General features: G+C 70.9%; 12 protein-coding genes. 6 read left to right on the top strand and 6 right to left on the bottom strand.

Annotated features, from left to right (window positions below):
* Positions 1-53: 53 nt before the first annotated feature.
* Positions 54-1,145 carry a glycosyltransferase gene (locus AB0P18_RS15520; protein ID WP_363360785.1) on the bottom strand — a complete coding sequence of 364 codons (1,092 nt, stop codon included), beginning with the start codon at positions 1,143-1,145 and terminating at the stop codon, positions 54-56.
* A gap of 240 nt (positions 1,146-1,385) precedes the next feature.
* On the opposite strand from AB0P18_RS15520, the gene AB0P18_RS15515 reads away from it, so the two are divergent.
* From AB0P18_RS15515 to AB0P18_RS15500, 4 genes are all read left to right on the top strand, one after another.
* Complete coding sequence (locus AB0P18_RS15515; RefSeq protein ID WP_363360784.1) at positions 1,386-2,771, top strand: hypothetical protein; 1,386 nt, start codon at positions 1,386-1,388, stop codon at positions 2,769-2,771.
* 23 nt (positions 2,772-2,794) lie between these two features.
* Positions 2,795-3,643: a tRNA pseudouridine synthase A gene (locus AB0P18_RS15510; RefSeq protein WP_363360796.1), complete on the top strand. Its 849-nt coding sequence runs from the start codon at positions 2,795-2,797 to the stop codon at positions 3,641-3,643.
* Positions 3,640-4,155 (top strand): YdcF family protein, encoded by a 516-nt coding sequence (locus AB0P18_RS15505; RefSeq protein WP_363360783.1) that lies wholly within the window; start codon positions 3,640-3,642, stop codon positions 4,153-4,155. The genes AB0P18_RS15510 and AB0P18_RS15505 overlap by 4 nt, the downstream gene beginning before the upstream one ends.
* Before the next feature lie 66 nt (positions 4,156-4,221).
* Positions 4,222-5,061 carry a universal stress protein gene (locus AB0P18_RS15500; RefSeq protein WP_363360782.1) on the top strand — a complete coding sequence of 280 codons (840 nt, stop codon included), beginning with the start codon at positions 4,222-4,224 and terminating at the stop codon, positions 5,059-5,061.
* Here AB0P18_RS15500 and AB0P18_RS15495 read toward each other — a convergent pair.
* The 3 genes from AB0P18_RS15495 to AB0P18_RS15485 all read right to left on the bottom strand — a co-directional run bounded on the left by AB0P18_RS15495 (position 5,042) and on the right by AB0P18_RS15485 (position 7,635).
* Entirely contained in the window at positions 5,042-5,200 is a 159-nt protein-coding gene (locus AB0P18_RS15495) for a hypothetical protein (protein ID WP_363360781.1), read from the bottom strand. The two genes, AB0P18_RS15500 and AB0P18_RS15495, sit on opposite strands and share 20 nt — an antisense overlap.
* A 39-nt stretch (positions 5,201-5,239) precedes the next feature.
* A complete protein-coding gene (gene lepB, locus AB0P18_RS15490; RefSeq protein WP_363360780.1) occupies positions 5,240-6,067 on the bottom strand; it encodes a signal peptidase I in 828 nt (275 codons plus the stop codon).
* Positions 6,068-6,285: 218 nt separating this feature from the next.
* Positions 6,286-7,635, bottom strand: a complete 1,350-nt coding sequence (locus tag AB0P18_RS15485; protein ID WP_363360779.1) for a DUF222 domain-containing protein — start codon at positions 7,633-7,635, stop codon at positions 6,286-6,288.
* 251 nt (positions 7,636-7,886) lie between these two features.
* Between AB0P18_RS15485 and AB0P18_RS15480 the strand changes: the two genes are divergently transcribed.
* Positions 7,887-8,579 carry an endonuclease/exonuclease/phosphatase family protein gene (locus AB0P18_RS15480; protein WP_363360778.1) on the top strand — a complete coding sequence of 231 codons (693 nt, stop codon included), beginning with the start codon at positions 7,887-7,889 and terminating at the stop codon, positions 8,577-8,579.
* Between the two features lie 517 nt (positions 8,580-9,096).
* Here the strand turns inward: AB0P18_RS15480 and AB0P18_RS15475 are convergent.
* Complete coding sequence (locus AB0P18_RS15475; RefSeq protein ID WP_363360777.1) at positions 9,097-10,245, bottom strand: glycosyltransferase; 1,149 nt, start codon at positions 10,243-10,245, stop codon at positions 9,097-9,099.
* 361 nt (positions 10,246-10,606) lie between these two features.
* Here AB0P18_RS15475 and AB0P18_RS15470 point away from each other — a divergent pair, with 361 nt between their 5' ends.
* Complete coding sequence (locus AB0P18_RS15470) at positions 10,607-12,544, top strand: chitinase N-terminal domain-containing protein (protein WP_363360776.1); 1,938 nt, start codon at positions 10,607-10,609, stop codon at positions 12,542-12,544.
* A 6-nt stretch (positions 12,545-12,550) separates the two neighbouring features.
* On the opposite strand, the gene AB0P18_RS15465 is transcribed toward AB0P18_RS15470, so the two are convergent.
* Positions 12,551-13,861 carry a UDP-glucose/GDP-mannose dehydrogenase family protein gene (locus AB0P18_RS15465; RefSeq protein WP_363360775.1) on the bottom strand — a complete coding sequence of 437 codons (1,311 nt, stop codon included), beginning with the start codon at positions 13,859-13,861 and terminating at the stop codon, positions 12,551-12,553.
* Between the last annotated feature and the right edge of the window lie 94 nt (positions 13,862-13,955).

Raw genomic sequence — 13,955 nt, 5'->3', positions numbered from 1 at the left:
GTCCGCGCGGCGTGTTGCCCTACAAAAGTGCCCTCTCGCGAGCGGCAGGGGGGTCAGGGGAGGCCGGCGGAGACCCAGGACTGGAGTTCGGAGATGAAGCGCGCGCGAGAGAACACGAGGGTGCGGGGACGGAACGCGCGCGGGTCCAGGGCCGTCGCCCGTTCGACGAGGGTCAGCCAGTCGGTGCCGCGATGCAGATCCGCGGTGACGCCGCCGCCGACGAGCGAGATGCTCTCGTGCACGCCGCCGGCGCTGTGCCCGATCACCGGCGTGCCCACCGCCATCGCCTCGACCGGCATGATGCCGAAGTCCTCGACGGCGGGGAAGACGAACGCGAGTGCGCGGGCGTACAGGGCGCGGACGAGTGCGTCCGAGGGGGCGATCACGAACGTGACGTCGACCCGCCCAGACGCCGCGCGGGCGCGGAGCGCGGCTTCGTCCGGCCCCTGACCGGCGATCACGACGGGCAGTCCGGTGGCCTCGCCCGCGGCGATCACCCGGTCCAGGCGCTTGTACGGCACGAACCTCGACGCGCCGAGGAGGAAGTCGGCGGGCAGGGTCTCAACGAGCCGGCGCTCGGCATCCGTCAGCGCTGTGAGCCAGTCCGTGGTCGAGGTGAGCGTCTCGGTGTCCACCGGCGGGTGGATCACGGTCGACGGCTGCTGCCACGCGGTCTCGACGCGCGCCGCGGTGAATGCGCTGTTGACCGCGATGTGCGAGGCTTCGGCGGCGCGGCGGCGGTCGATCGGCTTGAGCAGCGCGCTCGCCGCGCGGGCCGCGGGTCCGCTGCCGCGCCCGTCGCGGTCGGGCTCCCAGATGTACCGGGCGGGCGTGTGCGCGTAGACGAACTTCACGGTGTCGGTGGGGGTGCGCACGTGGTGGGCGAACAGGTGCGAGCTGACCAGGACCCAGTCCGGGTCGCCCGGCAGCGGCATCCGCCAGGTCGGCAGCATCGCCGGCAGTGCGAGCGGCTTGCTGCGCCGCAGCGGCGTGCGGGCGAGCCAGGACTCGCCGACCGGGCGGTCGAGCAGATCGGGCGCATCGTTCCACAGCACGCGCACCTCGGCGGACGGGAACGCCTCGCTCATCGCCTCGAGCACGCGCTCCGCGCCGCCCCAGCGCTCAACCCACTCGTGGACGATCACACCGGATGCCTCGGCACCCGCGCGCGCGGCGCGCGCGGGTGTGTGCGTGGACGTGGTGATGGCAGACTCCGGACCCCCGGATGGACGCGCGACGAGTCGGCGAGGACGCGGCTTCGGGTGCCGCGCGTGTCGTTCGTCCATCGGTGCACCGCTCCCCCAGGACCGGGTGCACGTCGGGCCAGGCTATCGTGCGCGGTCGCACGATGGGTAGTCGGGCGCCGGTCGGCATAGGCTTCGGGTGTGCCTGCAACCCTCCTGGTCGACGCCGTCGGCTCGTGCATCGCGATCGACCTGAGTGCCCTGTCGCCCGAGGATGCCGATGCGGTGCGGGAGGCGTGGGCCGACGCGCCCGCCCCCGACGGCGCGCAGCCGGTGCAGACGATCACGCCGCTGATCGCGGATCGGGTGGACATGCTCTCGGCGCTGTCGCAGCAGGTGACGCTCGCCGCGATCGAGGCGGCGCGCGGACGCGCGTGGATGCTGCACGCGGCGGGGGTCGCGACGCCGGACGGGCAGGTCGTGGTGCTCGTGGGTCCGTCCGGGCGGGGGAAGACCACCGCGTCCCGCGCGCTCGGTGCGGTGTACGGGTACGTCTCGGACGAGACGATCGCGATCGACGCCGACGGGCGGGTGTGGCCCTACCGCAAGCCGCTGTCGGTCATCGAGGACCCGGCGGCGCCGAAGACCCAGCTCGCGCCGTCGGCGGTGGGGCTCAAACCGCTGCCGGATGCCGATCTCCGCGTCGCGGCGATCGTGCTGCTGGACCGCGACCCCGAGCATCCGGAGGAGCCGGAGGTCGAGGTCGCCGATCTCGGCGACGCGCTCGAGGATCTCGTGTCGCAGACGAGCTTCCTGCACCATCAGACCGCCGGGCTGCGCTTCATCGCGGGCCTTGCGGAGGCGACCGGCGGCATCCGGATCGTGCGGTATCGGGAGGCCGCGACGCTGCCGGCGCTCATCCCCGCGCTCGCGCAGGAGGCTGGGCCGATCGTGGTTCCGGAGCCGGGCGTGAAAGCCCGGGGTGATTCCGACGTTTCCGGGGTGCAGGAGGGTCCGGAAGGCCCGAATCTCCCCAGATTTTCACGCGCCGTCGCCGAGGACGAGGTCGCGCTCACCGATCCGGACCGGATCGCCGTGCTCACGATCGTCCATGAGCAGGGACATGTGACGGTTCTGGGCGGGATCGCGCCCGCCGTCTGGCGCGCGGCCGATCACGCGACGCTCGCGGCGCTCGTGGCGGCTGCGGTCGACGCGTACGGCGAGCCGGACGGCGTCGACGCGGGCCCCGCCGTGCTGATGGCGGTCGGCCAGCTCATGGATGCCGGGCTGCTCACCTCGGACGAACCGCGGCTCGCGCGCCGCGAGGATGTCGCCTGGGTGGACAGCGGTGAGCGGATCGTCGCCCTCGCGCTGAGCCCCGAAGAGGACCAGACGCTCGCGCAGCCGGCGGCGCTCACGGGCTCGGCGGCGCTCATCTGGGAGTGGTTGGAGGAGCCGGTGGCCCTCACGCAGCTGATCGCACGCACGCTCGAGCTCGCCGGGGCGGATGCCGCCGACGAGGTGCCCGCGCAGGTGGAGGCCTTCGTGGCCGATCTGACGGCATCCCGGCTCGTCGAGACGCTGTGAGCACCCCCGTCACGGCGGAGCGGCTGCGGGTCCGCCTCGACATCGCGTACGACGGCACGCACTTCCGCGGATGGGCTCTGCAGCCAGGGCTCCGGACGGTGCAGGGCACGCTCGAGGAAGCGCTCGCGCGGATCCTCGGTGGTACGCCCCGCCTCGTCGTCGCGGGGCGGACGGATGCCGGCGTGCACGCCTCCGGCCAGGTGGCGCACGTCGATCTCGACGACGAGCAGGCCGCGCGGCTGCGCGGCGGGCGAAGCGCTGCCCCCGAGGATCCGACGGGGGCGACCCGGCTCGCGGCGCGTGTGCGCGGCGTGCTCGGCGGATACGCGGATGTCACGGTCCACCGCACCGCCGTCGCGCCGGACGGCTTCGACGCCCGGTTCTCCGCGGTGTGGCGCCGCTACGCGTATCGCATCGCCGACGACGCCGCCGGATACGATCCGCTCGAGCGTCATCGCACGACCCGCGTGCGGGGGATCCTCGACGCCGAGGCGATGGATGCGGCATCCCGTTCGCTCATCGGCCTGCACGACTTCGCCGCGTACTGCAAGCCGCGCGAGGAGGGAACGACGATCCGGACGCTGCTCGAGTTCGACTGGCACCGCGACGCGGAGGGCGTGCTCGTCGCGAACGTGAAGGCGGATGCGTTCTGCCACAGCATGGTGCGGGCCCTCGTCGGGGGGTGCGTCGCGGTCGGGCTCGGGCGGCTGCGGGCCGAGCACCTCGCGGTGATCCGCGACGAGGCCGAGCGGACGAACGAGTTCGCGGTCCTCGCGGCGCGGGGACTCACGCTGACGGCGGTGGGCTACCCGGACGACGGACTGCTCGGAGCGCGCGCGGAGCAGACCCGCAACCGCCGCGACCGCGAATGATGCGGCATGCGTGGAGCGGCATCCTCGCAGGTCTCGGCGGTCTCTGGCTGATCGTCCTCGCGGGGCTTCCGCTCTACGTGTTCCCCGCCGTCGACGATGTCGCGCCGAGCGATGTCGCACTCGTGCTCGGACCACCGATGGAGGAGCGGCTCGCGCTCGCCGCGCAGCTGCGCGACGACGGTGTCGTGCAGCGGATCGTGGTGTCGGTGCAGCCGTCGGGCGGGCAGACGGCAGATGACATCCCGATGTGCGACGAGGCATCGGTCACGTGCGCGGTGGCTGATCCCTATTCGACGCGCGGCGAGACGCAGCTCGTGGATGCCGGGGAGTCGGTCATCGTGATCACGAGCACGCCGCACGTGACGCGGGCGCGCTATCTGTTCGACAAGTGCCACGCGGGCGGGGTCGCGGTGGTCGCGGCCGGGGAACCGGAGACGTTCTCGGCGTGGGCGTCGCAGTACGCGTACCAGTCGGCGGCGTTCGTGAAGGCGATCGCGCAGCCCTGCCCGTAGGGGGTCCTTCGGCCCTACCGAGGCGCGGTATGCGGCGGGAGGCTGGATCCGAGAGATCGGAGCATCATGACCAGCACCCTCCTCGTCGCCGTCACCGAGGCGCCCGTCGCCCGTCGCGCGATCGACTGGGCCGTGCAGCGCGCGGCCGACCGCCACCAGTCCGTCGAGCTGATGGCCGTGATCGGCGGGGCCGTCGGCGCGGTCGGCGAGCACGCTGTGATCGAGGCCGCGATGGCCGCCCGGCAGTCCGTGCTCGAGGCCGAAGCGGAGCGGATCGCAGCGCGCGGCATCCCGGTGCGTGTGCGGGTGGAGCGGGGCAACCCGGTCGCGCGGCTGGTGGACGCGTCGACGGATGCCGCGCTCCTGGTGATCGGGAGCGATGACCGCGGGCCGGGCACGGGCTACGAGCGGGGCGTGCACGGCGTGCGGATCGCGGCCGGGGCGCACTGCCCGGTGGTCGTCGTGCCGGATCGCGATCTCGACGGCCGCACCGGAGTCGTGGTCGGGGTGGACGGGTCGGAAGTGTCCGAGCACGCGCTCGCGTTCGCGGAGGCGGAGGCGGATCGGCTCGGTGAGCCGCTCACGGTGGTCACGGCGTGGTCGCCGATCGTGACGCCGCACAACCCGGGCGTGTATCCGCCGGAATACCTGACGAACATGCAGGCCCTGTCCGAGGAGGCCATGGCGCTCGCGGTGGCGGGGCTGAGCTCGGACTACCCCGACCTGCAGGTCGTCCGGCACGTGGAGCAGGGGTATCCATCGGCCGTGCTGAACCGGCTCGGCGCGCACGCGCGGCTCGTCGTCGTGGGCTCGCACGGGCGCGGAGCGATCGCGCGGTTCCTGCTGGGGTCGATCAGCGAAGAGGTGCTCGCGCACCTCGCGACGGTCACTGCGATCGTGCGGTGAGCGTGCGACGCGTCTGCTCGTGCTCGAGTTCGGCGCGGAGCAGGTCGTGCTCGGCCCGCCGGAGGGCGGCATCCGTGAGGTCTTCGGCCGCGGTGGTGGGTTCGGCGTGCGCGGTGGCGGGTTCGGCGTGGGTGGTCATGCTGAGAGGAGGGCGTGACCCGCGTTTTCGTACATCGGGTCAGAGGCCGGTCCAGCGCGTGAAGGGCCAGAACAGCAGGACGGCCTTGCCGATGAGGTCTTGTCTGGTCGCCCAGCGCCAGCAGTCGCCGGCGGGGGCGTCGCCCCGGCAGAATGCGGCGGAGTCGGACGAGTTCGCGCGGTTGTCGCCGAGCATGAGGTAGGAGTCGGCGGGCACCTCGACGGCGTCGAAGCATCGCTGCGAGCGCGGGGTCGAGGTGCAGTCGAGGGTGCCGGGTTCGAACGCGTAGTCGTTGAAGACGTAGGGTTCGGCGAGCGGTTCGTCGTCGATCGTGAGCTGTCCGTCGGCGGTGCAACACGCGACGCTCTGGCCGGGGGTGCCGATCACGCGTTTGATGAGGGTGTGGGCGCTGGAGGGTCCGAAGCCGGTGACCTCGCCGATCCAGCGCAGTGCGGCCTTCAGAGGATTGGTCTCGGGGACCGCCTCGGTGTCCCATTCGTCGCCGGCGTCGAAGACGACGATGTCGCCCGTGCCGGGGTTCGCTCCCGTGTAGGCGAGCCGGTTGACCAGGACCCGGTCGCCGGGCTGGAGGGTGTTCTCCATGGATCCGGACGGCACCCAGTACGGCTTCGCGACGAAGCTCAGGATGAGTCCGGTGATCACGAGGGCGGCGGCGAAGTGGAACCACGTGCTGCCGGTGATGCGGCGCCAGGTGGGTTTCCGTGCGGGGGTTGCCGCCTCGGCGGGGGCGGCCGCCGCCTCGGCGGAGGTGGTTGCGGGCGTGGCGGTGGTGGTGGCGGTTGCCCGTTCGCCGGGGGCGTCTGCGGGCTCGCCGGTTGTATCGCCGGTTTCGCTCGTGTCGGTCACGCCCTCACGCTACCGGTGCGCGGGGGCGATGCTGTTCGCGCCGTCGACTCGTATCCGGGCGCCGATGCTTCGCGCCGGTGCTTCGCGCCGTCACGTCGCGCCCTCGAGTCCGGGCGCCCTCGAATCCGGGCCCCTTTGTATCCGCGCCCTCGAATCCGCGCCCCCTTGAATCCGGGCCCCCTTGAATCCACGCCCTCGCGCCTCGTGCCCCGCGCCGGTCATGCCGCGTAGTCGTATCTGGCGCGTCCGCCGAGTCGTGGGGTGCGGGCGGGGTCGACGTGTGGTGGGGGGAGGAACCATACTTTCGCGCGGACGCCGATTCCGTCGATCCGAATCTCCCACCCATTGTCGTGGATGCGGTGGTGACAGCTTTCGCAGAGACAGACGCCGTTGGCGAGGTCGGTGAGTCCGGCATCCCGGGCCCACCAGCGGATGTGATGGACCTTGACCTGTCCGGGTGGGACGCCGCACATCGCGCATCCGCCGTCGCGTTCGAGGAGGGCGAGGCGCTGGTTGCGGGAGAAGAGCCGTCGGGTGCGGCCCCAGTCGAGGATCTGCCCGTTGCCGTCGAGGACGCAGGAGATGATCTCGCCGGCGGCGGCCATCCGGCGGGCGGTGGCGACCGAGATCGGGGCGGTGATGCCGTCGATCGTGGCGAACCCGGTGTCGTTGACCAGGTTCTCGTGGTCGATACGCACCACCACAGTGGCGCCCTGCAGCGGGAGGTCGGTGCGGTCGCACCCGAGCGCGTGCTCGCACAGTCGCACGAGCGCGTCGGCCTGCATCTGCACGACGGAGCGGCGGGGGACGTCGGGGTCGGCGGTCCCGTCCCGCGCGGCATCCCGCGTCGCCCGCATCTCGGCCGACACCATCGCTTCGATCGCGACCTTCAGCGGCGCGCCGTGCTCCGGAGTGAGTCGGCCGGCGAACTCGAACATGCCGTCGACCTCACGCATCGTGAGCTGCTCGGCGCCGCGTTTCTCGTCTTCGCGGATCGCGACCCCGTCCGGGTCGAGCCACGCCTCGGCACGGACGAGCACTCGGGCGAGCTGGTCCATCGAGAGGCCGGGCGCTTGCTCGACGAGCGTCTTCTCGGCGACCTCGATCGCCTCCAGCCCGGCGCGGAACGCCACGCGGTCGAGAAGTGCCACGATCGCGGCAGCCGCTCGTTCGGTGATCGTCGCGCGGGCCATCGCCTCGGCGACGTGCGGGTGCCGGGCGGGTGCGCGTTCGCCCGACAGCAGCTGCCGCGGAGCGATCGCCTCGCCCACCTTGACCAGGCGGGCGGCGTCACCGGTGGACCCGCCGCTCGTCGCCGCGATCAGCGCTGTCGGATTGCGGAACCCCTGGGTCTTCGCCAGGCTCTCGGGACCCAGCTCAGGGCGTGAACGACGAGCGATCTCGGCGGCGAACCGGGCCTGATCGGCGGCGAGCATGCGCTGCATGCGGCAATACCGCTCGTTCGCGGCGACGAGATCGGCATCCGTCAGCGTCTCGACCTCGTCGTCCGGCCAGATCGCGCGCACGGCCTCGACCTCCGCGGGGAGGAGATCGAGGGTCCTGCTCATGAGAACAGACTAGGAAGGGCCTCCGACATTCCGTCGAAGATTCGTACGAGTTATCCACAGGCCCGATCATCCGCACGGACGCCCCGCTCGGCGCCACGGTGACGGCGCCACATCCCTGCAATGGCCCTACGAAACCTCAGGCGCTAACGCAGAACGGTGTCGCCAACGTGCCAACCGGACCCTGGGAGGTTGACAAGGGATCCGGCGAAAGACACCCGGGCGAAACCCGGCGGTCCTAGGCTGGGGTCGCTATGAAGGTCATCTCGTACAACCTGCGCAAGCACCGCGCCGTCGGAGAGCTGAGCGCCCTGGTCGACCGGCACGCCCCCGATGTGCTCTGTCTGCAAGAGCTCGACACGACCGACATGCCGGCATCCATCGGCGATCTGCGTCTGGCCGACGCGACCTCCCGCAACCGGCTCGGACTCGCGGTCTACTACCGCGAGAACACGTTCCGCCTCGAAGAGGTGCGGGCGCTCGCGCTGAAGAAGTCGATGCACGACCGGGTGCTCAAGCCCGCTGAAGAGCGGATGCTGGGAGTCAGACTCCACGACATCGACGCGAACCGCGCGCTCATCGTGGCCTCGTTCCACGCCGCTCCGCTGACCGCGCTGAATTCGCTGCGACGGCACCAGATCCGGACCGCTCTCACCGAGCTGCAGCGACTGGGCGAGGGGTTGCCGGTGCTCATGGTCGGGGACTACAACTATCCGGTCTTCAAGGAGAACCTGAGCCAGAAGGTCCGCGAGCACGGTTACGAGCTCAACCTCAGCGATGCGCGGACGTACACGCGGTACCGGTTCTTCCGCGGGCACTACGACTTCGCGACGTCGGTGGGGCTGCAGATCGACAAGGTGCGCACGCTGCCGCAGGGCCGCAGCGATCACCTGCCGATCCTGGTGACCGCGACGGTCTCGGCGCCGGCGAAGGCTCGCGCGGCCTGACGTCCGTCTCGCTGGATCGCGGGGCCGGATGCCGCGCTTCGCGCCCCGTGAGTGCGGGTTCGCCGTGCACAGCGGACGAACGAGACCGGGGAAAGCGTCAGGCGCCGCTCGGTGGACGGTTTTCGCTGAATCTCCAAGCGGATGTCGCGCTTCGCGCCCACTGAACCGGTGAGTCTTCGCGCGGGAGTACCGACACGTGGGCTCGGTCGGCGTGAGCGCGCACGTGCGGGGTGCCGGCATCCATCGTCGCGAACTCCGCCGAGGTGGTGCACTTTGCGCCGAGGTGGTGCACTTTGCGCCGAGGTGGTGCACTTCCCGCCGAGATGGCCCCACCATCTCGGCGGGGAACCCACCATCTCGGCGGGGAACCCACCATCTCGCCGGGGAACCCACCATCTCGGCAGGGAACCCACCATCTCGGCGGGAAACCCACCATCTCGGTGCACAAACCACCAGCTCGGCGAAAGAACAACCACCTCGGCGGAGGGCCAGGGTCCGAAACCCCCGGCCGCGCGGGCTAAGCCCCGGCGCCGACCCAGTCCTGCAGCTCGGCGATGAACCGGGAGCGCGAGAACATGTGGGTGCGCGGGCGGAACTGCGCGGGATCCAGTGAGATCGCCTGGTGGAGGATCTCGTCCCAGTCGTTCCAGCGATCGATCTCGCACGTCACGCCGCCGCCGACGGCTTCGACGGTCTCAGGGACGCCGCCGACCGAGTTCGCGATGATCGGGGTTCCGCAGGCCATCGCCTCGACGGGCATGATGCCGAAGTCCTCCACGGCCGGGAAGACGTACGCGGTCGCGTGGGCGTACAGTGCGCGCAGCATCGCGTCGGAGGGCGCCAGGATGAACGTCACCTCACCGCCGGAGGCGGCGGCGGCGGAGCGGAGCGCGACGTGGCTGGGTCCGGTCCCGGCGATCACGACGGGCACCTTGACCTGCGCGCCGATCTGGATGACCCGGTCGAGGCGCTTGTAGTCGACCATCCGCGACGCGCCGAGCAGGAACGTCGAGGGCAGCGCGTCGAGCTGGCGCTGCTCGTCGTCGGTGAGATCGCGGCGCCAGTCGGTGGTGGCGACCATCGTCTCGGTGTCGACGGGCGGGTACATGACCCGCGACTCCTGCTCCCAGGCGCGGGCGACGCGCTCGCCGGTGAACTTGCTGTTCACGGCGATCGAGGTGGCTTCGGCGGCGCGGCGGCGGTCGATCGGCTTCAGCACGGCGCTCGCGGCGCGCGCCCAGCCGGAGGCGCCGCGGTTGTCGCGCTCGGGCTCCCAGATGTAGCGGGCGGGCGTGTGGGCGTACACGAACTTCTTGGTGCCGGCCGGCGCCTTCACGTGGTGGGCGAACAGATGCGAGCTCACGAGCATCCACTCGGGCGTCGAGGCCATCGGCATCCGCCAGGTCGGGATCATCGCCGGCAGCGCGAGCGCCTTGTTGTTGCGCAGCGGCGTCTTCGAGATCCAGGTCTCGTGCACGTCGCGCCCGTCGAGCAGTCGCGTGTCGTCCCACAGGACCCGCACACCGGCATCCGGGAACGCGTCGACCATCGCCTCGAGCACGCGCTCCGCGCCGCCCCACCGCTCGACCCATTCGTGCACGATCAGGCCGGATGCCGTCGCCTTCGCCCGGCGCGTGTCGACGCCCGTTGTGGCAAAACCAGTCATGAATGACTCCCCAGGTCAGTGCGCACACACGTGGGCCCCCGCCCACCCAGGACCCTCGTGAATTCGGGTTTCACGAGGGCCCTGCTGCAGCCCCCAGAGCTGCACGGTGCACATCCGACGCTACTCGTCGGCTGGCGCCTGACAACCCCCTCGGAGGGATCCGGTGGAAAACTTGACGTTCCCTTGCGCTAACGCCGAGGGTCACCCGTTGCGCTGCCCCCGGGGCCGTTGCCGACCCCTCTTGACTCCCGCCACGAGCGGGTGAATGATGCGGCCACACGCTTCTGCCCGCAGTGCGGCGGGCTCGAGCGGCCCGAGTCGCCGTGGGAGTGGCCGGGCGGATGCCGAGGCTCTCATGCGCGTGCACACCCGAACCACGATCGCGGCGACGGCGCTCGCGGCCCTCTTGCTCGTCACAGCCGCCGTCGCGCCGGCGACGGCGGCGGAGCCGGCACCACCGGTGTGGGATCCGACGCCCGCGTCGTCGACCGAGACCCCCGACTACCGCGTGGACTTCTTCCTCGGCACCTCGACCACGGCTTACCTGGGCGGCCGCGAGTACGCGGCGCCTTCGCCGGTCTTCAAGGTCGAGGTCGAGAACACGTCGGCGGTGCCGATGCAGATCGGTCTCGCGATGGATCTCGACGTCGCCGGCGATCTCGTCCCGTTCTGGCAGCCGAGCACGTGGCAGATGCTCGGCGACGGCTTCGACGGCCTCACCACGAGCTTCGTCGTCACGATCGCCCCCGGCGCGACCTGGAAGAACTTCGACAGCGGCGATGACTTCTCCCTCCCTGCGTGGTCGGGCCGCACTCTCGGCGTCTATGCGGTGACCGAAGTGGCCCCCGTGCCACCCGCGACCGAGCCGGCGTACACGACGGGCGCGCTGCTCAGTTCCTACACGTTGCCCGGCCGGTTCGTGCCGGTGCGCTTCGGTGACCCCGCCGGCTATTTCAACGTCGGCATCGGATCGGCGACGAGTGTGTCCGCCCCGGACGGCGAACTCTTCCCCGGTGTCGTCGCCACGGTCACGGCGCCCGATCTCACCGCGGGCGACGAGCTGCAGATGTACTTCGTGCCGGACCTGGACTACTTCTGGTTCTACGTGAGCATGGCGGCGCTGCCTGTGGATGCCGTCCCGGTCGGCACCGGAACGGTGGGGCCGGACGGCACGTTCAGCGGCACGTTCGTCGTGCCGAGCGACCTCCCGCTGGGGGAGCGGTATCAGCTCCTGCTCGGGGATCCTGCGGACGAGTACTGGCCGGCCGGTGGGTACGAGTACTTCGCGATCACGGAGCCTTCGGCCTCGGCATCCGCGTCGACCCCGGCGGGGCCGTCCACCGCGACCCTGCCGTTCGCGGCGACGCAGGTGACGCTCGACTTCCCGGCGGGAACGACGGCCGGGACGACGACGGCCGCCGTCAGCACGACGGGTCCCGCGCCGAGCGGCTTCACCCTCGCGAGCGACCCGCCGCTGTACTACCACCTCGACTCGACCGCGACGCCGGGCGGACCGGTGACGGTGTGCATCACGTATGACACCGCGAACCTGCCGGGCACTCCGCCCTACCTCTATCATCACGAGCTGGCGGTGCCGGGCGGATACACGTGGACGAACATCACGACCTCGCGCGAGCCCGGCAAGGTGTGCGGGGTGACGACGAGCTTCAGTCCGTTCGCCCTCGGGGTGCCCGATGCGCCGCCGGATGACGGGTCGCTCACGGTGCCGGCACTGGGGGTGCTCAGCACGGACAACGGCTGGGACACCGGCCTGAAGGACGGCGACTACAACGTCGTCATGAACCTCTGGTCGGGAGAGAACGCCCGCATCGTGCGCCTGCTCGAGAACGGCGTCCTGATCGGCGAGCAGGAGCTCACGCGCAACTCGCCGAACGCGCAGAAGGCGACGTTCGCCGTGACCGGCAAGGCGAACGGCACCTATACCTACGTCGCCGAGCTCGAGAACTCGCGCGGCGTGACGACGACCAAGCCGCTCGCGGTCAAGGTGACGGACGCGAGTCCGGGCTTGCCGGTGCTCAGCGATGACAACTCCGACAAGAACGGCTCGTACGTCCTCACCGCGAACATGTGGTGGGGGACGAACGGGACGAGCTACACGTTCCGCGAGGGGACGACGGTGATCGGCACCGGTTCGCTCTCCGCCGCGACGCCGAACGCGCAGAAGGCGACGGTGTCCGTGTCCGGAAAGCCGAAGGGCACGTACGTCTACACCGTGCAGTTCACGAACGCCGCCGGATCCACGACGAGCAAGCAGCTGACGGTGAAAGTGACGAGGTAGTGACGGTCAGGGACGACCCATGCCGTAGTACGTCCAGCCGGCCGCCCGCCACGCCGCGGGGTCGAGGCAGTTGCGGCCGTCGATGATCAGCCGACCCCGAGCGAGCGTGGAGGCGTGCTCGGGCGCGAGCTGACGACGGTACTCGTCCCACTCGGTCACGACGACGACCGCGTCCGCGTCCGTCAGGGCCTCGTCGCGGTCCTGGACGTACCGCAGCTGCGGGTGCACACGCCGGGCGTTGGCGATGGCCTCCGGGTCGGTCACGGTCACATCGGCGCCGAGACCGCGCAGGCGCACGGCGACGTCGAGGGCGGGGGAATCGCGGATGTCATCGCTGTGCGGCTTGAATGCCGCGCCGAGGACGGTGATCTTCTTCTCGAAGACATTGCCCTCGAACGCGTCGATCACGAGCTGGGCGGCGCGGTCGCGCCGGCGCAGGTTGATCGCGTCGACTTCGCGCAGGAACGCGACGGATTCGCCGCGGCCCAGTTCCTCCGCCCGCGCGGAGAAGGCGCGGATGTCCTTCGGAAGGCACCCGCCGCCGAAGCCGACGCCGGCCCCGAGGAAGCGCCGGCCGATGCGCGCGTCGTGTCCGATCGCGTCGGCGAGCTGCGTCACGTCGGCTCCGGTGACCTCGGCGATCTCAGCCATCGCGTTGATGAAGGAGATCTTGGTCGCGAGGAACGCGTTGGCCGCCACTTTCACCAGCTCGGCTGTGGCGTAGTCGGTCACAAGGAAGGGTGTGCCCTTCTCGATCGCCGGGTGGTACACGGCGCGGAGGGTCTCGGTCGCCGCCTCCCCCGCCTCGCCCGCGGGGACACCAGCGACGAGTCGGTCGGGGTCGATCGTGTCCTTCATGGCGAATCCCTCGCGGAGGAACTCGGGGTTCCAGACCAGGGTGGCGCCGGTGGGAGTGACCCGCTCGGCGAGTCTCGCCGCGGTGCCGACGGGCACCGTCGACTTGCCCGCCACGATGTCGCCCTCGCTCAGATGCGGGAGAAGTCCGTCGATAGCCGCGTTGACGTAGGTCATGTCGGCGGCGTACCCGTCCTTCACCTGCGGGGTGCCGACACCGACGAAGTGCACTTTCGCACCCTTCGCCTGGCTCATGTCGGTCGTGAACCGCAGGCGACCGGAGGCGATGCCCTCGCTCAGGATCTCCGGCAGCCCGGGTTCGAAGAACGGCGCCTCGCCTTTGGAGAGTGACGCGATCTTGTTCTCGTCGACGTCGATGCCGACCACGTCGTGGCCGATCGACGCCATGGCGGCGGCGTGAACCGCGCCCAGGTATCCGCATCCGATGACCGACAGCTTCATGAGACTCCTCGTGGTGCGTGGGGGAGAGGTGTGCCGGCAGTCATCGGCGGCGGGGGAAGGGGCCAAATGCCCTCATCCTTCCTAGCACGCTCAT

This window comes from Microbacterium sp. NPDC064584, assembly GCF_040687315.1.
Lineage (GTDB): Bacteria > Actinomycetota > Actinomycetes > Actinomycetales > Microbacteriaceae > Microbacterium > Microbacterium lacus.
This window is presented reverse-complemented; position numbering and strand designations above follow the sequence as displayed.

Coding starts and splice junctions, on each gene's coding strand:
- AB0P18_RS15505 (WP_363360783.1), top strand. CDS start 3,640: ATGATGCGGCATGCGTGGAGCGGCATCCTCGCAGGTCTCGGCGGTCTC.
- AB0P18_RS15500 (WP_363360782.1), top strand. CDS start 4,222: ATGACCAGCACCCTCCTCGTCGCCGTCACCGAGGCGCCCGTCGCCCGT.
- AB0P18_RS15495 (WP_363360781.1), bottom strand. CDS start 5,200: ATGACCACCCACGCCGAACCCGCCACCGCGCACGCCGAACCCACCACC.
- AB0P18_RS15485 (WP_363360779.1), bottom strand. CDS start 7,635: ATGAGCAGGACCCTCGATCTCCTCCCCGCGGAGGTCGAGGCCGTGCGC.
- AB0P18_RS15480 (WP_363360778.1), top strand. CDS start 7,887: ATGAAGGTCATCTCGTACAACCTGCGCAAGCACCGCGCCGTCGGAGAG.
- AB0P18_RS15475 (WP_363360777.1), bottom strand. CDS start 10,245: ATGACTGGTTTTGCCACAACGGGCGTCGACACGCGCCGGGCGAAGGCG.
- AB0P18_RS15465 (WP_363360775.1), bottom strand. CDS start 13,861: ATGAAGCTGTCGGTCATCGGATGCGGATACCTGGGCGCGGTTCACGCC.